Source organism: Curtobacterium sp. Csp2, from assembly GCF_013347165.1.
This window is the reverse complement of sequence record NZ_CP054593.1, coordinates 434,860-456,920: the sequence shown is the minus strand read 5'-3', so window position 1 is coordinate 456,920 and position 22,061 is coordinate 434,860. Positions and strand designations below refer to the sequence as shown.

Sequence of the window (22,061 nt, the reverse complement as noted above, 5' to 3'; positions counted from 1 at the left end):
CCCCTCTCGTGCGCCCCGTTGGGGGGTCATCTCGAAACTCCGGGGAAAGGGAGTCACACCGTGGCGAACATCAACGTCTCGTACGCAGACCTCGAGGCCGCGGCCTCGGACCTCAAGGCCGGCCAGGCCGACATCGAGGACCGTCTGTCGGCCCTCCAGCGCAAGATCCAGCAGCTCATCTCGGACGGCTACGTCACGGACAAGTCGTCCGTCGCGTTCGGTGAGTCCTACGACGAGTTCAACCGCGGCGTCACGCAGACCATCCAGGGTCTCGACGGCCTCTCCTCGTTCCTCTCCAAGGCGTCGCAGACCCTGTCGGACACCGACGAGTCGCTCGCTTCCGGCCTCAAGGGCTGACATCGTCGTCGACCCTGTGCCCCGCGGTTCCCGTGGGGCACAGGGTCGACGTGGTTCGTGGTTCGTGATCCGGGAGGGGACACTTCGTGGCGGACAGACTGCTCGTCGACCTCACGGGGCTCGGGGAGCTCCAGCAGGACCTGACGACCGTGCACAGCACGCTCGAGCAGGCACACAAGCGTGTCGACGCATCCGACGACGAGATCGGGTCGGGCACGGTGCAGAGCGCGCTGCACGACTTCGACCACCGCTGGGGTGACAAGCGCGACAAGATCAGCGAGTCCGCGAAGGCCCTGGCGGACATGCTCGGCTCCTCGGTGCAGACCTACACCGAGACCGACGCGCAGCTCGCACACGCGCTGCAGGTGAACGACGAGAACGGCGGCGGCGGTCCCGCTGCCGCTCGGGCGCAGTAGCCGTGGCACGCCCCACCGGTTGGGATGTCGTCGATCAGGGTGATGATCCGGTCAAGGGTGATCCGGCGACGATCCGGATGATGGGTCGGGAGTACCAGCGCATCTCCGACGCCGCGTCGGACGCGTCCACTCGCCTGAACTCGGTGAAGGGCTCCGGGTGGCTGACCGACTGGGAGGGTGCAGCCGCCGACGTGTTCGTCGACGCGATCCAGGACACCCCGTCGGACCTGTCCAAGCTCGTCGACTCGTACGCGCTGGCAGCGTCGGCGTTGTCGGGGTGGGCGGACGTGGTCGATGACACCCAGTACCGGGCTGATGGTGCCCTCGCGGACGCGAAGGACGCCGCCGGGGACCTCACCGCCGCACAGAGCCGGTTGAGCGACGCGCAGTCGACCCTGTCGCACTACCAGACCGCGGCCCGGAGCCTGTCGCAGGTTGCCGACCAGTACCCGGCCGGGTCGGAGGTGCCTGCCGGGGTGGAGGTGCCGACGCCGGCGCAGGTGCGGGCCGCGTCGGACAACACCGCCGTCGCGCAGGGTTCCGTCTCGAGTGCGCAGGGCGACATCGCCGCGGCGCAGTCCCGCATCGACGCCGCGAAACGACTCGTCGCCGACGCGAAGGGTGACTGGGAGGACGGGGAGCGGCGTACCGCGACGAAGATCGGTGAGGCCGCCGACGCGGGCCTGGGGAAGCAGTCCTTCTGGGATCAGGTCTTCGGGTCCGAGGCGTGGGAGACGATCGTGTCGGTCGCGAAGGTCGTCGTCGCGGTCGGTGGGATCATCGCGATGATCATCCCCGGCCCCTGGACACTGGTCATCGCCGCGATCGCGCTCGTGGTCCTCGCGGACACGTTGTACAAGATGAGCCAGGGCAGGGCCGACGGGTGGGACCTCGCCTTCGCCCTCATCGACTGCGTCCCCGCGGCCGGTGCCCTCGGACGCCTGGCGAGCGTGGGCAAGTACGCCCGAGGCATGGGCGGCATCGCACGCGGCATGGCGGGGATGGCTCGCGCCGGGGAGCGCGTCCTCGCATCAGGGCGCGTGGTCGTCGCCCGCGCGACCGATGCCGTTGCTCGCGGTCGGCGCTCGTACATCGCGATCCGTGACGCTGTCCGCCTCCGCGTCCGTGGGGGCACACGTCCGCTCTGGCGGTCGGACAACCGCGACCCCTCGGAGATCTTCGAACACGGGTTCACCCCGCACCGCCCGGACGGCGACGTCGACCTGTGGGAGTACGCCGCCCGGAACCCGCCGTCGCAGTACGTCAGCACGACGACCGATCCGTCGCTCTTCAAGCAGTGGCCGACGGACTACCGCTACACCATCGCGGACCCTGGGCACGGTGTCGACGTGAACGCGACGCTCGGGGCACGCTCGCCGTTCCCGCACGAGCAGGAGATAGCCTTCCCAGGAGGGGTGCAACCCCAGTACGTCACCGGAGCACATCCGGTCCTCCCCGGTGGGCAGCTGGGTGAATGGATCCCGAACCCCTCGAGACTCGCCCAGTTCATCGGGAAGGGAGCGTCATGACGAACCGCACCGGGCAGACCGTGAGCGGTTGGATCTACGAGATCGACCCGGCCTACGATCCCGCCGGCGAGGTACCACCGACCGCGATCCTCGGTGCGTGGGAGCGTGGACCGGACGGTCGGCCGGCCGGTGCGTTCCGCGCGAATCCCAACTACGTCCAGAGCCCGGTCGCTCGCATGGCCGAGGTCGCCGACGACGAGTTCGTGACCTTGCTCGCCGGACTCAGCCGCGACGAGGTGCGCCCCGACGAGTTCGTCGCGGCCTTCCGACTGCTCGAGTTCGACGTCTTCGGTCCGGACTCGGCCGGGTTCTACGTGCTCGATGCCGAGGGTGATCGTCCCCGCCGCCTGCAGGCCTTCTCCTCCGCACCCCACCACGCGGACATCGAGGCGGACTTCCGCACGGTGAGCGGGTCTGCGCTCGTGGACGTCGCCGCGAACGGCATCGCGCTCGAGGTGAACCCGCACCCCCTCGGCACCGCGCTGCTGCCGGCTGCGCTCTTCGTCCCGGCGACACCGCGTGCGTGAGACGCTCGAGCGGGAGCTCATCGGGTCGGGTGAGCGCCGACTGGCCTTCGTGACCCACGAGACAGCGGGGACCGACCAGGTGATCACCGTCGCTTCGGGCGACGAGCGCTGGCGAGGACACGGGTCGGACGTGTTCTCCGCGCTCGAGAGTGTCCGGCGAGCGCTGGAGGCCTCCGGCTGGTTGCTCGCGGTGGAGGGCGCTCGCAGAGACGCCGTCGTGAGCCGGATGAGCCGACAGATGAGCGCCGGAACGCAGGTGTACCGAGTGCGATCCGGTCTGCCTGCCGACTTCCCGACCCGTGACGCCCTCGCGCCGAACGACGAGGACCTCGCGACGGTCGACGAGCAGCGAACAGCCACCGAGGCGTGGTTCGCGAGTCTCCGCGAGCGGTCATGACCCTCCGGAGTTCGCACACGACCCTGGAGCAGCGGCAGCCCCATGCCGTCGTGCCCGGCCCGCAGAAGGTCGCGGTCGCCGCGGCGGGCGGCCCGTTCCCCGGAGGAGCCGACGTCGCCCTGGACGGACCGCCGTCGTTCATCTGGGTCGGCCCGGTCCGGGACCGCCGGTTCGCCGAGGACGGGCGGCTCATCATCGAGCGGGACGGAGTCGAGGACGGCGACTGGGCCGGAACGGACATGGCTCCGTACGTCGCCCCCGCGGCGGCCCTCGCACTGATCCTCGACGTCCTCCACCCGGACATCGACGAGCACGTCGGTGGTCGACGTCGTTTCGTTCTCGACCACCGCCTCGACGGTCGCGGTGACCTCCGGGGCGGTCTGGCGCCGGAACCACGCTGGGCGTACGGCAGCCTCTTCGACCACCCCATCGACACGCAACGGCTGACCGAGCGGGCTTCGCTCGTCCACACACGGTTCCCGGCCCACCCGTCGTTCGACGGCGAGCTCTTCCACTGGCCGCACACCGGGCGCTTCGTCGAACAGCTGGGTCCCGGTGCGACGTGGTTCCGGAACGGTGCACGTGACTACTTCGACCAGGTGCTCTCACTCGCCTCCCACCCGCGTGCCGACCACCTCGTCGCCGCGTACCGGCGACGCTGGGTTCGAGCGGAGCTCCGCTGGGCTCGACGGTCGAGCGCGGAGCAGCGTCGCCGCGAAGGACCGTGGACGTGACCACGAGCCGTTCGAGCGTCCTGCCTGCGGTGCCCGTCCCGGACGAGTTGCACCTCGCCGTCGACGACCGAGGCCAGCCGGTTCGGCTGCCCTTCGACCGGGGCCGCTCAGCAGTGTTCGCCTACGCGATCGCTTCCGACCGTCCTGCTGACCGCGGCGTCGCGACCCGCGTCGTCCGCCGGAAGGACCTGGCAGCAGACGAGCGCAGCGGGCGCTACGCGGTCCAGGTGGACGCTGCCTCGGGTTCCGCGGAGGGCCTCTCGGTCACGGAGCGGCCAGGACGTCAGCGGCAGCTCTTGCCGTACGCGTCGAGCGCGATCCATGCGTCGGCACTGACCGCGTCGCGTGGCATCTGGGCGGAGGCGGTCGTACGGGTGTCCGCACAGGACGCCGCGTTCGAGCTCTTCGCTGCGGCACCGTCGACGCACAGCCTGACCCTCGTCATCGATCCGGATCCGGAGTCGTGGGTGACGCGTGCCGCAGTCGAACTCGGCCCTCGTCCGCATCCCGAGGTCCTCGTCGTCACGTCGCTCGACGCCGTGCCGCCTCGGTGGCGCCGCGCTGCACGAGTCACCCTTGCGGGGCGAACGGCCGTCACGGCTCGCCCGGACCTCACGCTCGCGGATGCTCGGGAGCGGTTCGTCGCGGAGCACGCCGACGTCCGGGACCTCGTCTGGGACCGTGCCCACGTCGAGACCGAGGACTGGTGGATCGTGCTCTTCGACAGCCGAGCCTGGTACGAGACCGGCGACGTCCTCCTCCGGCTCGTCGGGAACGGCCCGTTCGTGGTGCCGAAGGACGGCTCGCCGTCCTTCCGGCTCCACACCGCGACGAGCATCGAAGCCCAGCTCGCCGAGGCCGGTCAGCGAATCGTCGACTCTTTCTTGTCATAGCGACAAATACCGTGGTACGGTCGGGTCATGGCAGTCGAACTCAGCACCTGGGACGCCCAGGGCACACCGACGACACCGACGTTCTCCACCATGCGGTTCCCCGCCGGTGAAGCCCACGTCAAGATCGTGGACGACGCCGACGCGGGGGCGGCCACCGAGATCGCGACCCTGCGCGGCACCAGCGGCGACGACCTCGTCATGCTCGGCATGTGGGCGGACGCGGTCCGGCAGCGCGGCAGCAGGTCCGTCGCCCTCGTCCCGTACCTGCCCGGCGCCCGCCAGGACCGTGGGCTCCCGTTCGGCGCGAAGGTCTACGCGGACGTCCTCAACGGCTTCCACATCGACCAGGTGATCGCCTTCGACCCGCACTCCCCCGTGATCGTCGACCTCGTCGACAACCTCACGGTGGTCACGAGCGAGCAGGTCGTCCGCGATGCCGTGCTCGACGTCGAAGGGGACGCGTACACGGGGATCATCGCCCCGGACAAGGGTGCGGTCGCCCGTGCCACCGCGGTCGCCGAGTCCTGCGGGCTGCCGCTGTACCGCGCCGAGAAGCACCGCAACCCGGACACCGGCAAGCTCGACGGCTTCACGTGCGAGCCACTCCCGGCGGACGGCCGGTTCCTGGTCGTCGACGACATCTGCGACGGCGGCGGCACGTTCACGGGCCTCGCCGGCTCGACCGGCCTGCCGAAGGAGCGCCTGGGCCTCTGGGTCTCGCACGGGGTGTTCTCCGGCCGGGCTCCGCAGCTCGCCGAGCACTTCGGCGAGATCGTCACGACCGACAGCTACCCGGCCCAGAACACCGTTCCCGGTCTGCGGACCGTCCCGCTCCGCCCGTACCTCACGAAGGAGATCCGATGACGAACACCGACAGCACCACCACGACGACGGGCCTCGAGCCCCGCACCACCACGACGACGGGCCTCGAGCCCCGCGCCACCACCGCGAGCCCGATCGCCCCGCTGCTCGCCGTCGACGGCTACAAGCACTCGCACCGGGAGGTCTACCCGCAGGGCACGACCCGGATCCTGATCAACTGGACGAACCGCTCGAACGCGCACATGCCCGAGTCGACGCACGCCGTGGTCTTCGGGCTGCAGGCGTTCGTGCAGCGGTACCTCGTCGAGGCGTGGGCACCGTTCTTCGCCGCGGACGAGGACACCGTCGCCGACCTGTTCGAGCAGGCACTGCAGGGCTACTTCGGCCCGAACCACATCGGGGTCGACCACGTCCGCGCCCTGCACCGCCTCGGCTACCTGCCGCTCGAGATCCGCGCCCTCCCCGAGGGCACCCTCGCGCCGATCGGCGTCGCCACCCTGACGGTCGAGAACACCGTCGACGAGTTCTTCTGGCTCCCGAACTACATCGAGACCGCACTGTCCGCCTCGATCTGGCACCCGTCCACCGTCGCGACGAAGGCCCTGGCCTACCGCGACCTCATGGAGGAGTGGGCCGAGCGCACCGGCGCCGACCCGGCGAGCATCGACTTCGCCGCGCACGACTTCTCGTTCCGCGGGCAGTCGAGCATCGAGTCCGCGGCGGCCGGCGGCGCGGGGCACCTGCTCTCGTTCCTCGGCACCGACTCGATGCCCTCGCTCGACTTCATCGACCGCTACTACCCCGGCGACAACGGCTGGGTCGCGGCGAGCGTGCCCGCCACCGAGCACAGCGTGATGTGCGTCCGGGGTGCCGACGGCGAGCTCGAGACCTTCGAGCAGATCCTCGACGTCTACCCGACCGGCATCGTCTCGGCGGTGAGCGACGGCTTCGACCTGTTCAAGGTCATCACCGAGACGCTCCCGCAGCTCAAGGACCGCATCACGGCCCGCGACGGCAAGCTCGTCATCCGCCCGGACTCGGGCGACCCGGTCGACATCGTCACCGGCACGGTGCACAGCGTCCCGCGGGACGTGCTCCTCCGCGACGGCCGCACCCACGAGGAGAAGGGCGTCGTCGAGCTCCTCGACGAGCTGTTCGGCCACACCGTCAACGCGGAGGGTTACAAGGTCCTCGACCAGCACATCGGCGTGATCTACGGCGACAGCATCACGCTCGACCGTGCGCACCGCATCTACGAGCGCCTGGCCGCCAAGGGCTACGCGAGCGACAACATCGTGCTCGGCATCGGCTCGTACACGTACCAGTACATGACCCGCGACAACCTCGGCAGCGCGGTGAAGGCGACGTGGGCGCTCGTCGACGGCCAGCCGGTCGACATCCAGAAGGACCCGAAGACCGGCAGCGGCAAGAAGAGCGCGAAGGGCCGCATCGCGCTGCACCGCGACGCGGACGGCGAGATCCGCCAGACCGACCAGGCCACGCCCGAGGACGAGGCCACGAGCCTCCTCCAGCCGGTCTGGGTCGACGGCCGCTTCCAGGTCCACCAGTCCTTCGCGGACGTCCGACAGGTGCTCCGCACCGAGCGGGCGGCCCGGGCCGCCCGCCGGGCGACGGTGTGACCGACGCCGCCACGGTGGCCCGCGACCAACCGCTCATCGCGATCGACGTCGTCCCGGTGTCGTTCACGACGGCGGACGGTCTGCGGGTCGCCACCGCGCGGCGGGCGTACGACCCGTTCGCCGGCCTGGAGGCACTCCCCGGCGTGCTCCTGGACGCTGCGGAACGCCTCGTGGACGGCGCGCGACGCGCACTGCGGACCAAGACCGGGATCGACGCGGCTGCGGTCCGGCACCTCGCGCAGGTCGGTGCGTTCGACGGACCGTCCCGCGACCCGCGGGACACCGCCATCAGCATCGCGTTCCTGGCGGTCGTCGACCCGGGGGTGGACGCACCGCCCGCGGTCTGGCGGCGACCCGACCAGGGTGACCCGCGCCTCCCGTTCGACCACGACGCGATCGTCCGGACGGCCGTCGACCAGGTGCGGACCCGGCTGTGGCGCGACGTCCCGCTGACGCGCGCCCTGCTCGGCGAGGTGTTCCCGACGTCCGCGGCGGCGCAGCTGCACGCGGCGCTGCACGGCAGCGCACCAGACGCCGGCAACCTCAACCGCTCCCTGCGGACGAACCCGGCGCTCGTGCGGGCCACCGCCGCGGCGACGGCGGGCACGCGGGGCGGGCGTCCCCCGGCGACCTGGACGTGGGCGGACTGAGCGCGGTTGGCTGGTGCCATGTCCGCTTCGCTGTCCGGTGACGACTCCCTGCACCTGCCCGAGTTCGACGCGCCGCCGTCGTCCCCGATCGACCTGGCCCGGCGGTGGCTGGACGACGCCACGTCGCGCGACGTGTCCGAGCCGATGTCGATGACCCTCGCGACGGCGGGGGCGGACGGCCGGGTGAGCGCCCGCACGGTCGACGTGAAGCGGCTGGAGGACCGCGGGCTCGTGTTCGGCACCTCGACGCTCAGCCCCAAGGGGCGGCAGCTCGCCGAGAACCCGCACGCCGCGCTCCAGGTGTACTGGCGCGAGACGATGCAGCAGCTCCGGTTCGAGGGCCGGGCGGTGCAACTCTCCGACGACGAGTCCGACGCACTGTTCGCCGACCGCTCGCCGAAGTCCCGCGCCGCGACCGCGATCGCCGACCAGTCCGCCGTGCTCGAGCCCCGGACCCTGCAGGACCTGATCGACGACGCGAACGTGCTCCTGTCCGAGACCGACGACGCTGTCCCGCGCCCGGAGGGGTGGGTCGCGTGGCGGCTCGAGCCCGAGGTCGTGGAGTTCTGGCACGGCAGCCGCGACCGGATGCACCGGCGGCTGCAGTACGTCCGCGCGGGCGAGGGCTGGGACGCGGCGCGGCTGCAGCCGTAGCGGAGGCGCCGGGGTTCCGGCTCCGGCTCCGGCTCCGGCTCCGGCTCCGGCTCCGGCTCCGGCTCCGGCTCCGAACCACGTTTCCGACGTCGAACCACGGCCGGCATCTGGTTCGACGTCGGGAATCTGGTTCGACACGGCGGTGCCGGCGCGCGGTAGCGTCGGCGGATGGGGAACGCAGGCGCAGTGACCGTCCGACCGGCCGAGCCGGGGGACGCCCGGGCGATCGCCGAGGTGCACGTGCGGGCCTGGCAGGAGGCGTACGCGCACCTGCTGCCCGCGGCGTACCTGGCCGCGCTCGACGTCGACGCCCGGGCAGCCCGGTGGGAGGGACTGGTCGTCGAGCCGGGCCTGACCGTCGTGGTCGCCGAGCGCGACGGCGCCGTCGTCGGGTGGGCGTCCGCCGGCCCCGGGCGCGAGGAGCCCGCGGTGCGGGACCGGGAACTCGAGGGGATCTACGTCCTCGCCGCCCACCACGCGTCCGGCGCCGGGCAGGCGTTGCTCGACGCCGCGGTCGGTGCCGAGCCGGCGTTCCTCTGGGTCGCGGAGGGCAACCCGCGCGCCGAGGCCTTCTACCGCCGGAACGGCTTTGAGCGGGACGGTGCCGCGAAGCACGTGCCGATCGGACCGAGCGGCATGGACGCGGTCCGGATGGTGCGCTGACGTGCGGTCCGCGCGGTCAGCGCTGGCTTCGTCCGGACCGAGCGCCTCGGGTCGAGCTCCCCGGGGCGGTGCGCCTCGGCGTCAGAGCTTCTCGATGGGCGCGATCTTGATCAGGAGCTTCTTGCGCCCCGCGGAGTCGAACGCGATCTCCGCGATGCGCTTCGCGCCCTGGCCCGTGACCGCCGACACCGTGCCCTGACCGAAGTCGACGTGCGAGATCCGGTCGCCAGGGGCGAGCTCCATGTCGCCGTTGTCCCGGACCTGCCCGGACACTCGGTTCGCCCACTCCGTCTTGGGACGGGTCTTCGCCGCAGCCGCCGCACGGTCGTACGACCCGCCGCCGAAGCCGCCACCACCGCGGTAGCCACCCCCGCCGGACGGACCGCCGCCGAGCCCACCGCCGCGCCGGGCGTTGAGGGCCCGGGGCTCGGTGCCACCGCGGCTGTTCGCCATGCCGGGCGACTGCTTCCACTCGATGAGCCCCTCGGGGATCTCCTGCAGGAAGCGGGACGGCATCGCCACGTTGACGTCGCCGAACTGCGCGCGGGTCATCGCCAGGGACAGGAAGAGGGACTTCTTGGCCCGGGTGATGCCGACGTAGAACAGTCGGCGTTCCTCGCTCGGACCACCCGGTTCGTTCGCCGACATCCGGTGCGGGAGCAGGTCTTCCTCGACGCCGGTGAGGAACACCGCGTCGTACTCCAGGCCCTTCGCCGTGTGCAGCGTCATGAGCGACACGGTGCCCGACGAGTCGTCGAGCTCGTCCGCCGCCGCGACGAGGGACACCTCGGTCAGGAAGTCGGACAGCGTGCCCTCGGGGTTGTTCTTCTGGAACTCCCGCGTCACGGCCACGAGCTCGTCGATGTTGTCGGCGCGCGCGGCGTCCTGGGCGTCGGGCGACTTCCGCAGGTTCTCGAGCAGCCCGGAGCCGTCGAGCAGCTGCGTCAGGGTGTCCACGACCGGCTGCGTCGCCGCGCGCGAGGCCACGTCGTCCAGCAGCGCCGCGAAGGACGTGATCGCGGTCCGCACCTTCGGGCCGAACCCGAGCTCGTCCGCGTGCCGCAGGGCGTCGCGCATCGACGTCTCGTGCTCGTCGGCGTACCGCTGCAGCGCCGTCTCGGTCACCGCACCGATGCCACGCTTCGGCACGTTGAGGATGCGGCGGAGCGAGAGCGGGTCGGCCGGGTTGGCGACGGTGATCAGGTACGCCATCGCGTCCTTGATCTCGGCGCGCTCGTAGAACTTGGTGCCGCCGAGCACCCGGTACGGGATCGCCGCGCGGATGAAGATCTCCTCGAGCGCACGGGTCTGCGAGTTCGTGCGGTAGAAGACGGCCATGTCGCGGTAGGACGTCCCGTCGTCGTGCAGCCGCTGGATCTCGTCCGCGACGAACTGGGCCTCGTCGTGACCGGTGTAGCCCGTGAACCCGATGATCTTGTCGCCGGCGCCGACGTCGGTGAACAGGTTCTTGGCCTGCCGGTCGAAGTTGTTCGCGATGACGGCGTTCGCAGCGTCGAGGATGGTCTGCGTCGACCGGTAGTTCTGCTCGAGCAGGATGACCTTCGAGTTCGGGAAGTCCCGCTCGAACTCGACGATGTTGCGGATGTCGGCCCCGCGGAACGCGTAGATCGACTGGTCCGAGTCGCCGACGACCGTCAGGGACGCCGGGGCGATCGACCCGTCGGCCTCCCGCATGCGCTCGACGTGCTGGCCGGCGTCCTCGAGCTTGTCCACCTGCTCGACGGGCACCGGACGCGTGAGCTCGCGGATGAGCGCGTACTGCGCGTGGTTCGTGTCCTGGTACTCGTCGACGAGCACGAACCGGAAGCGTCGCTGGTACAGCGCGGCGACCTCGGGGAACGCCCGGAACAGGAACACCGTCTGCCCGATGAGGTCGTCGAAGTCGAACGCGTTCGCCCGACGCAGCTCGTTCGTGTACCGACGGAACACCTCGGTGAACATGACCTCTTGCGGGTCGTTCGCGTTGATGTTGCGCGCGTACGTGTCGATGTCCTGCAGCTCGTTCTTGAGCTTCGAGATCTTCGACGCCGCAGCCCCGACGGTCAGCCCGAGCGAGTCCGCCTCGAGCTCCTTGATGATCCGCTTGAGGAGCGCGCGGGAGTCAGCGGAGTCGTAGATGGTGAACGACTGCGGGAACCCGAACCGCTCCGCTTCGCGACGGAGGATCCGCACGCACGCCGAGTGGAACGTCGAGATCCACATGCCCTCGGCAGCCTGCCCGACGAGGGCCTGCACGCGCTCGCGCATCTCGGCCGCGGCCTTGTTCGTGAACGTGATCGCGAGGATCTGCGACGGCCACGCCTCGCGGTTGGCGAGCAGCAGGGCGATCCGGCGGGTGAGCACGCTCGTCTTGCCGGAGCCGGCGCCCGCGACGATGAGCAGGGACTCGCCGCGGTACTCGACGGCTTCCTTCTGCTGGGGGTTGAGACCCGCGGTGAAGGGGTCGTCGTACCCGCCGGCGCGGTTGCCCGCGCCCGGCTCGGGGGACTGGTCGAAGGGCTCGAGCACGATCGTCATGACCGGGTCAGTCTAGGCGCGCCCTCCGACAGCCGCAGCGGTCGATGGACCGGGGGACACAGCGCGGTCCTCGGGGACCCGGGTGCGTCCCTCGAGCGTCCAGGCTGTGGGGCATGAGGACGTGGACCGCCTGGGACGCCGTGGCGCTCGTCGAGCGGAGCTGGTGCTGGATGGTCTGTGCACGTGGCTGCTCGGCTGGGCGATCACCCGGTACGCGCTCCCCCGTGGCGTGCACGTCGTCGCGCACGCGGTGCTCGCCGGTGCCCTCGCGGCGCTCTGCATCGTCGTGCCGAGCGCGTCCTGGGGCTCGCCGCTGTGGGCTCCGCTCCCGGCCTTCGCCGCGGTCGTCGGGGTCGCAGCGAGCGCTGCAGCCGCGATCGCCGCGCGGCGTACGGGGCACCCGGTCGACGTCGAGCCCGCGGGGGACCCCGACGTCTCAGTCCGCGCTGCCGCCGACCAGTGACCGGGCCCGCGCCGCAAGGTCAGGGTGGTCCGCGAACACACCGTCGACGCCGGTCCGCAGCACCGAGGTGAACCAGCGCTCCCAGTCCCCGTGTGCGGCGACGTCACCGCCCCGGCGGAGCGGCGCCGGCAGGAACCGGTTCTCCGGCCGCAGGGTCCAGGTGTAGACCGCGAGCCCCGCCGCGTGCGCCCGGTCGACGATCGCGCTCCGCACCGGTCGGGGGTCGTCCACGGCCGCGGTGTCGGTCCCCGCCATCAGGGTCTTCAGGTCGACGCTGATCCCGTGGAACTCCGCGGCGAAGCCGGCCAGGGCCTCGTCGGTCCGCTCGGACGCCCACGACGGAGCCGCCGACCCGTGGGCGGCGACCTCGTCCGCGGCGCTGCCACGAGCCTCCTGGAGGTACACGAGCCGGCCACCCGTCCCCCGCGCGCCGAGCTGCCGGAGCACCGTCTTCTCGAACGACTCGACGGTCAGGCGGTCGTCGCCGCGCCAGCCGGCGGCCCCGAGTGCGTCGTCGAGCAGCTGCGCCATCGGGAAGCCGGCCTGATCGAAGAAGGTGGCGTGCTTCACCTCGGCGACGAGCCCGACGGGCCGAGGTGCCGCGTCGAGGATGCCGAGCAGGTCCTCGAGCCGGAGCACGCCCTCCTGCCCGTCGTACGCTGCGGACGCGGGCCGCAGGGCCGGGAGGCGCTCGCGGACCCGCAGCGTGCGGAGCTCGTCCCACGTGAAGTCCTCGGTGAACCACCCGGTGACCACCTGGCCGTCGACGGTCTTCGTCGTCCGCAGGTGCGCGAACTCGGGGTGGTCCGCGACGTCCGTCGTGCCGGACACCTCGTTCTCGTGGCGCAGGACGAGCACGCCGTCCCGCGTCGGCACGAGGTCCGGCTCGATGGCGTCGGCACCGAGCTCGACGGCGAGCTCGTAGGCGCTCCGGGAGTGCTCGGGCCGGTGGCCGGAGGCGCCGCGGTGGGCGATCACACGGGTCATGCGCCGAACCGTACCGCCCCGCCGTGACCGGGCGGTGTCGCGCGACCGGCCGCTGCTGCGAGCCGTCGCAGGTGATCGGCGATCGTTCGGCCAGCTCGGGGTGCGCTCGCAGACCACCCCCATAGTCTTCGGGTGTCGGGCCCGTCAGGACCCGCTTCCGCTCGCCGCGAATCCTCAGCCTTCCGCGGCGCAGCGCCTCTAGGCTGAGAGGACTCGAATCTCCAAGGAAGAGGACACCATGGCCTTCAAGCCCGGTTTCGACCAGTCCCCCGCCTTCAACGACCAGGGGCGTGGCGCCTGGGGCGTCAGCGGCGCTGGTCAGCAGCAGGCGGGCTGGGGACAGACCCCGAAGCAGGGGCAGTACCCGCAGCAGGGCGGCATGACGCCCGAGCAGCTGCAGTACATGTACGACCGCCCGTCGGCGAACACCGTCGACACGGACCGGATGTCGTACGAGGACACCATCGTCAAGACGCTCCTGGCCTTCGGCGTGCTCCTCGTCGGCGCGGTCGCCGGGTGGAACCTGCCCCCGATCGTCTGGATCGTCGGCGCGGTCGTGGGCTTCGTGCTCGCGCTCGTGAACACCTTCAAGAAGAAGCCGTCGCCGGGACTGGTCCTGACGTACGCGTTCTTCGAGGGGCTGTTCGTCGGTGGTATCTCCGGCTACTACAACTCGGCGTTCGACGGCATCGTGACGCAGGCGGTCTTCGGCACCCTCGGTGTCTTCGCCGTCACGCTGCTGCTGTTCACGTCCGGCAAGGTCCGTGCGACGCCCAAGGCCACGCGCTTCTTCCTCGTCGCGATCGTCGGCTACATGGCGTTCTCGCTCGTGAACCTCGTCCTGATGTGGACCGGTGTGACGAACACCGCGTTCGGACTCCTCGGTGTGACGGTCTTCGGCATCCCGCTCGGGGTGCTGATCGGCATCTTCGTGGTGATCATGGCGGCGTACTCGCTGGTCCTCGACTTCGACCAGATCAAGACCGGCGTCCAGCGCGGCGCCCCGAAGATCTACGCGTGGACGGCGGCGTTCGGGCTCATCGTCACCCTGGTGTGGCTGTACCTCGAGATCCTGCGCATCCTCGCCATCATCGCGAGCAGCCAGCGCAACTAGCGCGCCGCTCGACCACGACCGAAGGGCCCCGGCACCGCCGGGGCCCTTCGGCGTTCCCGAGGGGCGGATTCTGCCAGCGCGGGCACCGGGTGGCCCAGCGCGCGCCGCGAGCGTGCAGGACATGCCGCGTGCGTGTCGTCCTGTGTGCGCTTCCGGTCGCCGGCGGGCCTCGAGCGTGACAGAAGTGGCACGGTCGGCGCCCCACCCGCACGCACGAGGGCCCGGCACGCAGCGCGCACCGGGCCCTCGGCAGGTCAGGGAGCGACTACTCCCACTCGATCGTCCCCGGCGGCTTCGACGTGACGTCGAGCACGACCCGGTTGACGTCGGGCACCTCGTTCGTGATGCGGTTCGAGATCTTCGCGAGGGTGTCGTACGGCAGGCGCGTCCAGTCCGCGGTCATGGCGTCCTCGGACGAGACCGGACGGAGCACGATCGGGTGGCCGTAGGTACGGCCGTCGCCCTGGACGCCCACGGAGCGGACGTCGGCGAGCAGGACGACCGGGCACTGCCAGATCTCCTCGTCGAGGCCGGCCGCGGTGAGTTCCTCGCGCGCGATCTTGTCCGCGGCACGGAGCAGGTCGAGCCGCTCCGCAGTGACCTCGCCCACGATGCGGATGCCGAGCCCCGGACCGGGGAACGGCTGGCGGCCGACGATCACCTCGGGGAGCCCGAGCTCGCGACCGACCGCACGGACCTCGTCCTTGAACAGGGTGCGCAGCGGCTCGACGAGCTCGAAGGTCATGTCCTCCGGCAGCCCGCCGACGTTGTGGTGCGACTTGATGTTCGCCGTGCCCGAACCGCCGCCGGACTCGACGACGTCGGGGTAGAGCGTGCCCTGCACGAGGAACTTGACCTCGCCGGCCTCGTCGTCTCCGCGCGCCTCGAGCACGAGGGCCTCGGCGGCCGCCTCGAACGTGCGGATGAACTCGCGGCCGATGATCTTGCGCTTCTGCTCCGGGTCGCTCACGCCGGCCAGGGCGTCGAGGAACTGCTGCTCCGCGTCCACCGTGACGAGCCGGACACCGGTCGAGGCGACGTAGTCCTCCTCCACCTGCTTGCGCTCATCGGCGCGCAGGAGCCCGTGGTCGACGAAGACGCACGTGAGCTGGTCGCCGACGGCCTTGTGCACCAGGGCCGCGGCCACGGCGGAGTCGACGCCGCCGGAGAGCCCGGCGATGACCCGTGCGGAGCCGACCTGCTCCCGGATGCGGGCGACCTGCTCCTCGATGACGTTGTTCGAGTTCCAGTCGCCCGGGAGTCCGGCGGCACGGTGCAGGAAGTTCTCGAGGACGGCCTGGCCGAACGCGGAGTGCTTGACCTCGGGGTGCCACTGCACGCCGTAGAGCTTGCGCTCGTCGGACGCGAAGGCGGCGACCGGGGTCGAGGCGCTCGACGCGAGGACCTCGAAGCCATCCGGCGCCTTCGCCACGGAGTCGCCGTGCGACATCCACGTGACCTGGGACGCCGGCTGGTCACCGAGCAGGACGCTGTCGGTCCCGGTCACGGTGACGTCGGTCGCGCCGTACTCGCGCTGGCCGGTCTGTGCGACCTCGCCACCGAGCGACTTCGCCATGGCCTGGAAGCCGTAGCAGATGCCGAGCACGGGGACACCGAGTTCCAGGATCTCGCCGTCGAGTGCCGGGGCACCTGCTTCGTAGACGGACGAGGGGCCGCCGGAGAGCACGATGGCCGCCGGGTCCTTCGCCTTGACCTCGTCCACGGTGATGGAGTGGGGGACGATCTCGCTGTAGACGTTCGCCTCGCGCACACGTCGGGCGATCAGCTGCGCGTACTGCGCACCGAAGTCGACGACGAGGACGGGTCGCTGGTCGGTCTCGCTCACCGAGCGGCCTCCTTCTCACGCTGCTGGGCAGCGGTCAGCTCGTGGTAGGTGTCCATGGCCTTCTGCTGCATGCGGTGCTCGACCACGAAGGACATGAACGGGATGATGCCGCCGAGGGCGATGAGCAGGAAGCGCGACGGCTTCCAGCGCATGATGCTCCAGAGGCGGAAGTCCGTGAACAGGTAGAGGACGTACAGCCAGCCGTGCGCGATGAGGATCGCGATCGACAGGTTGAACGTGCCTGGTGCTTCGCCGGCGGTGCCGTTCGGCACGAAGAACGGCCCGTTGCCGAGCTGCATCTCGAGCTGCAGCGGCGTGTACTTGATGATCACCTCGATGACGAGGGCCAGCAGCAGCACACCGGTGATGTACGCCGAGACGCGGTACCACTTGACGGCTCCCGGGATCTTCGGGATGTCGCGGGTTCGGACGGTCAGAGCCATGGCCTCGATCCTACCGGTGCGCCGGAGCGGGCTCGGTGGCCGCTGCGGCGTCCTGAGCGTCCTCCTGCTCACGTTCCCAGGCGTCCTTCACGAAGCGGTACCAGAGGAACACGGCGAAGCCGGCGAAGACGACCCACTCGATCGCGTAGAACAGGTTGAGCCAGTCGAACTGGACCTCGCGCGTGGGGGCCCGGTCGGCGATGGTGCCGAGGTCGGCCGCCTTCGCGGTGCTGCCGTCGGCGACGACGTAGCCGATGTACATCCGGTCGTCGAACGCCTTCCACGTGTTCACGAACCGCGCCGGCGCCACCGCCGAGAACTCGCCCTTGGTGTACGCGTCCTGGTCGGGCGACTCGGCCGGGTAGTAGCGGCCCTCGACCGTGAGCTCGGCGCCGTCGGCCACGCGCTCCCCGCCGGCCTCGGCCGCGCGACGCTCGTCCGCCCACCCGATCACGACGGGCACGCTCGCGCCGCTCGCCGCGTCCACCAGGTGGCCGACCGTCTGGTACGTCCCGCCGCCGGAGCGGCCGGTCAGCAGCGTGGTGTCACCGGCGACGAAGCGACCGGTGACGCTGACCTTCTGCCCGGCGATCGTCTCCGACGCGGCCTGCCCCGGCTGGGTCACGTCCTGCAACGGCTTCTGCGTCTCGGTGGTCTCCGGCAGCGGGGTGCCGTTCGCGATGCTCCGCTCGAGCTGCCACTTGCCCAGCCCGGCGAACACCCCCGCGAGCACGAGCGCCAGCACGAGCAGCGCGATCCACTTCGGTCGTCGGGCAACGGCCCACATCTGTATCAGTACTCCGGGTCACGCTGGCGAGCCGGGCGCTTCGGGCGCTCGGCGGGGACGTCGACCGGCGACGTGACGGGGTCGCTCGAGGCCGGGTCGGACGCTCCATTGTCGCGCTCTTCCCTACCAGCCGCCTCCACGAGGGCGAACTCCTCCGCGAACTGCCGGTCGCGTTCGGCACGACGAGCGGCGGCGGCCGCGTCCTGGTCGGCGACGCCGGCCTCGGCCGCGGTGTCGATCGCCGCGTCGAGCGACGGCCCCGCCGGGATCCCGGCACCCGACCCGCGGGCCCCGGAGCCGCCGAGCCGCGCGCGCAGGCGCTGGCGCAGCCGCGCCACGCGGGCGGGGCGCACCACGAGGCGGCCGATCCGGTCCGAGTTCACGGCGAGCAGCGGTCCCAGGACGGCCATGACGAGGACGTAGAGGCCCGCGAACGCGGTGATCCGTTCCTCCAGGCCGGCGGCAGCCGAGAGCGTCGCGAGGATCAGCGCGAACTCGCCACGGTTCACCAGGATGACCGCGGTGTTGATCCCCTGCTGGACGTTGAACCCGTTCATCCGGGCGACGATCTGCCCCGCGACCGCGTTGAGCACGACCGTCATGCCGATCGCTCCGAGGACGGGCCAGAGCACCTCACCGAAGGTGGACACGTCGAGCCCGAGCCCGAAGTTCACGAAGAAGAAGGCCGCGAACACGTCGCGCATCGGCAGGGCGAGCTGCTCGATGCGGTCCCGGTAGCGGGTCGCGCCGCAGAGCAGGCCGATCACGAACGCACCGATCGCGTCCGTCACACCGAGCAGGTCGCCGATGCCGCCGAACATCACGGCGAGGCCGAAGAACAGCACGGTGAACAGCTCGTCGTCGCGGGTGGCGAAGATCTTCGACACCCACTTGCCGGCGAACCGGGCGAGCGTGAACATCACGACGAGGAACCCGAACGCGAGGCCGAGCTTGCCGACCACGCCCCAGACGTTCGTGTCGCCGGAGAGCACCACGGAGACGATCGCCAGGTAGATGGCGATGAAGACGTCCTCGATCACGGTGACGCCGAGGATCATCGGCGTCTCGTCGTTCGCCAGGCGCCGCAGCTCGATGAGGAGCTTCGTCACGATCGCACTCGACGACGTCGCCGTCATGCCCGCGATGATCAGGGCTTCTCGGGTGCCCCAGCCGAGCGAGAACCCGAAGGCGAACCCGATGCCCATGTTGATGGCGACGTACGTGCCACCGGAGACCAGGAGCTTCCCGGCGTTGCCGTAGAACTCCTCCTGGTCGAACTCCAACCCCAGGTTGAAGAGCAGGAGCACGAGTCCGAACGTCGCGATCAGCTCGATCGTGTGGGACTCGACGCTCAGCCCGATCCACGGGGTGTGCGGGCTCGCGATGAGCCCGACGACCATGTAGATCGGGATGGCGGGCAGACCGATGGTCTTGCCCAGGCGTCCGAGGACGTAGGCGATGATGAACAGGCCGCCGATGGTCAGCAGCTCACCACCCAGGCGCACCGGCTAGCTCCCGGGCGGCGCCTCGGCGGCCGCGGCCGCCAGCTGTCCGCTGCGGTAGAAGGAGAACGCCTTCGCGACCTTCTCGGGAGCACCCGCGACGACGATGGTGTCACCGGGGAACACGGCGAAGTCGGAGGAGGGCGCGGGGTTCGCGCTGTCACCGCGGACGACCGCGACGACGGTGAGGCCGATGAAGCCGGAGTCGTGCAGGTCGCCGAGGGGCTTGCCGGCGATCGCGTCGTCGTAGTCCACGCTGAACCAGTCGATGGACAGGCCGGGGATCTCGTCGAGCTTGTCGAGGCCCTCGGTGATGCGGGTGCCGCCGAGCAGTTCGGCGAGGGTGTGCGCCTCGTCCTCGCTCAGGCGCAGCGAGACCTTCTCGGACTTGTCCGCGCCGTCCGAGACGTCGGCGAACGAGATGAGGTCGGAGTGCCCCGACCGGTGCGTGATGACCCCGCACTTGCCACCGTCGTCGGTGTAGAAGCTGTGCAGCACGCCGACTCCGGGGAGTTTGACGCGATGGACGTCGACCATGATGGCTCCCTTGGTGAGTACCCCGATGATAACCACCGGCTGGTTCCCGGCATTCCGGCCGTAGGGTGCGGGGATGGGGTGGACTCGGACGGCGTGGACGCGGGTGACGGCCGTCGGCGGGATGGTGCTCGTGATCGGGTACGCGGCACTGCTCGCGGTGCACGCCCTGGTGCTCGATCCGCTCGCCGCCGTCCCGGGTCGGTCGCTCCGCTCGATCTACGCGGGCGTCGACGCGATCGGGCTCAGCACGACCCAGGACGTCGTGGGCGTGCTCGTGAGCGCGGGCACCGGGGTTGCGATGGCGGTCGGCGTCGCGGTCGTGGGGCTCCGGCAGCGCATGCCGCTCCCGGTCGTCGCGGTCTGCCACCTCGCGCTGCTCGCGTTCGGTGCAGCGGCCGTGTTCCAGAGCGGGTTCTTCCTGGGGATGGACGTCGCCGACGCGTTCGGGGTCTCCGGCGCGGTGCACGCGTGGTCCGGGCAGGTGCTCTTCACCGTCAGCCTGGTCGCGCTGGCGGGCATCCCGGTGGTGCTCGTCGCGACGGCGGTGCGGACCGCGCGCCGGTCGCGGACCGCAGGCTGACGACGGGCGGGAGGCGCGTGGCGGACCCGCCACGTGCCTCCCGTCCGTCACGTGCTCACTTGGGTTCGCTCGTCTTCTCGCCGACGACCTGCTCGTCCGACGCCTTCGCGCCCTCGGCGCCGCTCGACCGGCCGCCGCCCACGACCACGTCGTCCTCGTCGAACCCGAACGCGATGTCCGGCGCCTCGAGCCGCACGCGGTCCGCGGACTCGTCGTCGGGCTGCAGCTGCGACTCGCGCTCCGCGGCGACGCGCTTCAGGTAGTTCGCGACCTCGTTCTCGGTCGTCTCCTGGTCCCAGCCGAGGACGTCGGCCATGAGCTTCGCCGCGACCGGCGCCGCCGACTCGCCGCGGTCCCAGGCCTCGATCGAGATGCGGGTGCGGCGGGCGAGGACGTCCTCCAGGTGCAGGGCACCCTCGTGCGAGGCCGCGTAGACCACCTCGGCGCCGATGTAGTCGTCGGCCTGGGGCAGCGGCTCGCCGAGGGACGGGTCCTGCTTCACGAGCGCCAGGACCTCGGTCGCGAGCGTGCCGTACCGGTTGAGCAGGTGCTCGATGCGCACCTTGTGCAGCCCGTACGACCGGGCGGTGCGACCGCGGCGGTTCCAGGCCGCCGGGTAGCCCTCGGCACCGACGAGCGGGATGTCCTCGGTCGTCGACGCCGGGATCTTGCCGTCCAGCGCGGCGACGGCCTCGTCGATGGCGTCCTTGCCCATCACGCGGTAGGTCGTCCACTTGCCGCCGGCCACGACGACGAGCCCGGGGACGGTGTGCGCGACGACGTGCTCGCGGCTGAGCTGCGAGGTCTGGTCGGACTCCCCCGCCAGGAGCGGCCGGAGCCCGGCGTAGACGCCCTCGACGTCCTCGCGGGTGAGCGGGACCGCGAGCACCTTGTTGACGTGCTCGAGGATGTAGTCGATGTCCGCCGCGGTGGCAGCGGGGTGCGCCTTGTCGAGGTTCCAGTCGGTGTCCGTCGTGCCGACGAGCCAGTGCCGGCCCCACGGGATGACGAACAGCACGCTCTTCTCGGTGCGCAGGATCATGCCGGTGTTCGACTGGAAGCGGTCCCGCGGGATCACCAGGTGCACGCCCTTCGACGCCCGCACCTTGAACTGCCCGCGCGTACCGATCATCGCCTGGGTGTCGTCGGTCCAGACGCCCGTGGCGTTGACGACCTGCTTCGCCCGGATGTCGAACTTCTCGCCCGTCTGGATGTCGTGCGCGTGCGCCCCGACGACCCGCTCCCCGACCTTGATGAACCCCTCGATCCGGACCCGGCTGGCCGCGAGCGCCCCGTACGAGGCGGCGGTCCGGACGAGCGACGCGACGTAGCGGGCGTCGTCGACCTGCGCGTCGTAGTAGGTCATGCCGCCGATGAAGGCGTCCTTCCTCAGGCCGGGCATGTTCCGGAGGACCTGCTTGCGGCTGAGGTGCCGGTGGTGCGGGACCCCCGGGGGACGGCCGCCGGACCAGCTGAAGACGTCGTACATCGCCATGCCGATGCCGATGTAGAAGCGCTCCCACACGCGGTGGTTGAGCGGGTACAGGAAGCGGACCGGCTTCACCAGGTGCGGGGCGATGCGCTGCAGGAGCAGGCCGCGCTCGATCAGGGCCTCGCGGACGAGCGCGAAGTTGAGCTGCTCGAGGTAGCGGATGCCGCCGTGCACGAGCTTCGACGAGCGGCTCGACGTGCCGGATCCCCAGTCGCGGGCCTCGACGATCCCGACGCTCAGCCCGCGGGTCACGGCGTCGAGCGCGCTGCCGCCACCGACGATGCCGCCGCCGACGACCAGGACGTCGAGCTCCTTGGTCTTCAGCGCCTCGATCGTCGCCGCGCGTTCGTCCGGCCCGAGCTTCGCGGTCGGGTCGAACCCGACGCCGCCGCTCGACGGCACGCCCCGCCCGGGAGCGGCGTTCCGCCCGTCCGGTCCGGGGCCCGTGCTGGTGCCGGTGCTCGTGCTGGTGGGTGCCTTCGCCATCGTC

At 71.0% G+C, this 22,061-nt stretch carries 23 protein-coding genes; 15 read left to right on the top strand and 8 right to left on the bottom strand.

All coding sequences use genetic code 11. The annotated features are described in order from the left end of the window. Positions 1–60 precede the first annotated feature (60 nt). The 12 genes from HUN59_RS02305 (at position 61) to HUN59_RS02250 (ending at position 9,282) form a co-directional block, all read left to right on the top strand. Positions 61–357 carry a WXG100 family type VII secretion target gene (locus HUN59_RS02305; protein WP_174777378.1) on the top strand — a complete coding sequence of 99 codons (297 nt, stop codon included), beginning with the start codon at positions 61–63 and terminating at the stop codon, positions 355–357. Positions 358–443: 86 nt separating this feature from the next. Further along, positions 444–773: a DUF6507 family protein gene (locus HUN59_RS02300; protein ID WP_174777377.1), complete on the top strand. Its 330-nt coding sequence runs from the start codon at positions 444–446 to the stop codon at positions 771–773. Positions 774–775: 2 nt separating this feature from the next. Further along, on the top strand, positions 776–2,302 hold the full coding sequence (locus HUN59_RS02295) for a scabin-related ADP-ribosyltransferase (RefSeq protein WP_368076197.1): 1,527 nt from the start codon (positions 776–778) through the stop codon (positions 2,300–2,302). Further along, positions 2,299–2,829 (top strand): hypothetical protein, encoded by a 531-nt coding sequence (locus HUN59_RS02290; protein ID WP_174777375.1) that lies wholly within the window; start codon positions 2,299–2,301, stop codon positions 2,827–2,829. The genes HUN59_RS02295 and HUN59_RS02290 overlap by 4 nt, the downstream gene beginning before the upstream one ends. After that, on the top strand, positions 2,822–3,226 hold the full coding sequence (locus tag HUN59_RS02285) for a hypothetical protein (protein ID WP_174777374.1): 405 nt from the start codon (positions 2,822–2,824) through the stop codon (positions 3,224–3,226). Before HUN59_RS02290 ends, HUN59_RS02285 begins: the two co-directional genes overlap by 8 nt. After that, positions 3,223–3,960 carry a hypothetical protein gene (locus tag HUN59_RS02280; protein ID WP_174777373.1) on the top strand — a complete coding sequence of 246 codons (738 nt, stop codon included), beginning with the start codon at positions 3,223–3,225 and terminating at the stop codon, positions 3,958–3,960. Before HUN59_RS02285 ends, HUN59_RS02280 begins: the two co-directional genes overlap by 4 nt. After that, the gene (locus HUN59_RS02275) at positions 3,957–4,853 is read left to right on the top strand and encodes a YrhB domain-containing protein (RefSeq protein ID WP_174777372.1); all 897 of its coding nucleotides are present in this window, start codon (positions 3,957–3,959) and stop codon (positions 4,851–4,853) included. The genes HUN59_RS02280 and HUN59_RS02275 overlap by 4 nt, the downstream gene beginning before the upstream one ends. Positions 4,854–4,880: 27 nt before the next feature. Next, a complete protein-coding gene (locus HUN59_RS02270) occupies positions 4,881–5,717 on the top strand; it encodes a phosphoribosyltransferase family protein (protein ID WP_144803934.1) in 837 nt (278 codons plus the stop codon). Next, positions 5,714–7,315 (top strand): nicotinate phosphoribosyltransferase, encoded by a 1,602-nt coding sequence (locus HUN59_RS02265; protein ID WP_254629970.1) that lies wholly within the window; start codon positions 5,714–5,716, stop codon positions 7,313–7,315. Before HUN59_RS02270 ends, HUN59_RS02265 begins: the two co-directional genes overlap by 4 nt. Next, entirely contained in the window at positions 7,312–7,965 is a 654-nt protein-coding gene (locus tag HUN59_RS02260) for an NUDIX domain-containing protein (RefSeq protein ID WP_174777371.1), read from the top strand. Before HUN59_RS02265 ends, HUN59_RS02260 begins: the two co-directional genes overlap by 4 nt. 18 nt (positions 7,966–7,983) lie before the next feature. Continuing rightward, positions 7,984–8,619, top strand: a complete 636-nt coding sequence (locus HUN59_RS02255) for a pyridoxal 5'-phosphate synthase (protein WP_174777370.1) — start codon at positions 7,984–7,986, stop codon at positions 8,617–8,619. A 168-nt stretch (positions 8,620–8,787) separates the two neighbouring features. Beyond that, positions 8,788–9,282: a GNAT family N-acetyltransferase gene (locus tag HUN59_RS02250; RefSeq protein ID WP_174777369.1), complete on the top strand. Its 495-nt coding sequence runs from the start codon at positions 8,788–8,790 to the stop codon at positions 9,280–9,282. Positions 9,283–9,363: 81 nt separating this feature from the next. Here HUN59_RS02250 and HUN59_RS02245 read toward each other — a convergent pair whose 3' ends face one another. After that, on the bottom strand, positions 9,364–11,820 hold the full coding sequence (locus tag HUN59_RS02245; RefSeq protein ID WP_114849386.1) for an ATP-dependent helicase: 2,457 nt from the start codon (positions 11,818–11,820) through the stop codon (positions 9,364–9,366). Between the two features lie 163 nt (positions 11,821–11,983). On the opposite strand from HUN59_RS02245, the gene HUN59_RS02240 reads away from it, so the two are divergent. Beyond that, positions 11,984–12,283 carry a hypothetical protein gene (locus HUN59_RS02240; protein WP_174777368.1) on the top strand — a complete coding sequence of 100 codons (300 nt, stop codon included), beginning with the start codon at positions 11,984–11,986 and terminating at the stop codon, positions 12,281–12,283. Here HUN59_RS02240 and HUN59_RS02235 read toward each other — a convergent pair. Next, entirely contained in the window at positions 12,257–13,270 is a 1,014-nt protein-coding gene (locus tag HUN59_RS02235; RefSeq protein ID WP_174777367.1) for a glycerophosphodiester phosphodiesterase family protein, read from the bottom strand. The two genes, HUN59_RS02240 and HUN59_RS02235, sit on opposite strands and share 27 nt — an antisense overlap. Positions 13,271–13,508: 238 nt before the next feature. On the opposite strand from HUN59_RS02235, the gene HUN59_RS02230 reads away from it, so the two are divergent. Further along, complete coding sequence (locus HUN59_RS02230; protein ID WP_174777366.1) at positions 13,509–14,384, top strand: Bax inhibitor-1/YccA family protein; 876 nt, start codon at positions 13,509–13,511, stop codon at positions 14,382–14,384. 265 nt (positions 14,385–14,649) lie between these two features. On the opposite strand, the gene guaA is transcribed toward HUN59_RS02230, so the two are convergent. From guaA to HUN59_RS02205, 5 genes are read right to left on the bottom strand one after another with little or no spacing between them, the layout of a single operon-like run. Further along, positions 14,650–16,230, bottom strand: a complete 1,581-nt coding sequence (guaA, locus tag HUN59_RS02225) for a glutamine-hydrolyzing GMP synthase (RefSeq protein ID WP_174777365.1) — start codon at positions 16,228–16,230, stop codon at positions 14,650–14,652. Continuing rightward, positions 16,227–16,673 (bottom strand): DUF3817 domain-containing protein, encoded by a 447-nt coding sequence (locus HUN59_RS02220; protein ID WP_022906980.1) that lies wholly within the window; start codon positions 16,671–16,673, stop codon positions 16,227–16,229. Before HUN59_RS02220 ends, guaA begins: the two co-directional genes overlap by 4 nt. 10 nt (positions 16,674–16,683) lie before the next feature. Next, a complete protein-coding gene (locus tag HUN59_RS02215) occupies positions 16,684–17,460 on the bottom strand; it encodes an SURF1 family cytochrome oxidase biogenesis protein (RefSeq protein WP_058741279.1) in 777 nt (258 codons plus the stop codon). A gap of 5 nt (positions 17,461–17,465) precedes the next feature. Further along, on the bottom strand, positions 17,466–18,965 hold the full coding sequence (locus tag HUN59_RS02210; protein WP_174777364.1) for a cation:proton antiporter: 1,500 nt from the start codon (positions 18,963–18,965) through the stop codon (positions 17,466–17,468). 3 nt (positions 18,966–18,968) lie between these two features. Further along, positions 18,969–19,499, bottom strand: a complete 531-nt coding sequence (locus HUN59_RS02205; protein WP_174777363.1) for a cation:proton antiporter regulatory subunit — start codon at positions 19,497–19,499, stop codon at positions 18,969–18,971. A gap of 73 nt (positions 19,500–19,572) precedes the next feature. On the opposite strand from HUN59_RS02205, the gene HUN59_RS02200 reads away from it, so the two are divergent. Further along, entirely contained in the window at positions 19,573–20,079 is a 507-nt protein-coding gene (locus HUN59_RS02200) for a hypothetical protein (RefSeq protein WP_141863113.1), read from the top strand. A gap of 55 nt (positions 20,080–20,134) precedes the next feature. Here the strand turns inward: HUN59_RS02200 and HUN59_RS02195 are convergent, their stop codons facing one another. Beyond that, positions 20,135–22,057 carry a glycerol-3-phosphate dehydrogenase/oxidase gene (locus HUN59_RS02195; RefSeq protein WP_217483606.1) on the bottom strand — a complete coding sequence of 641 codons (1,923 nt, stop codon included), beginning with the start codon at positions 22,055–22,057 and terminating at the stop codon, positions 20,135–20,137. Positions 22,058–22,061 lie beyond the last annotated feature (4 nt).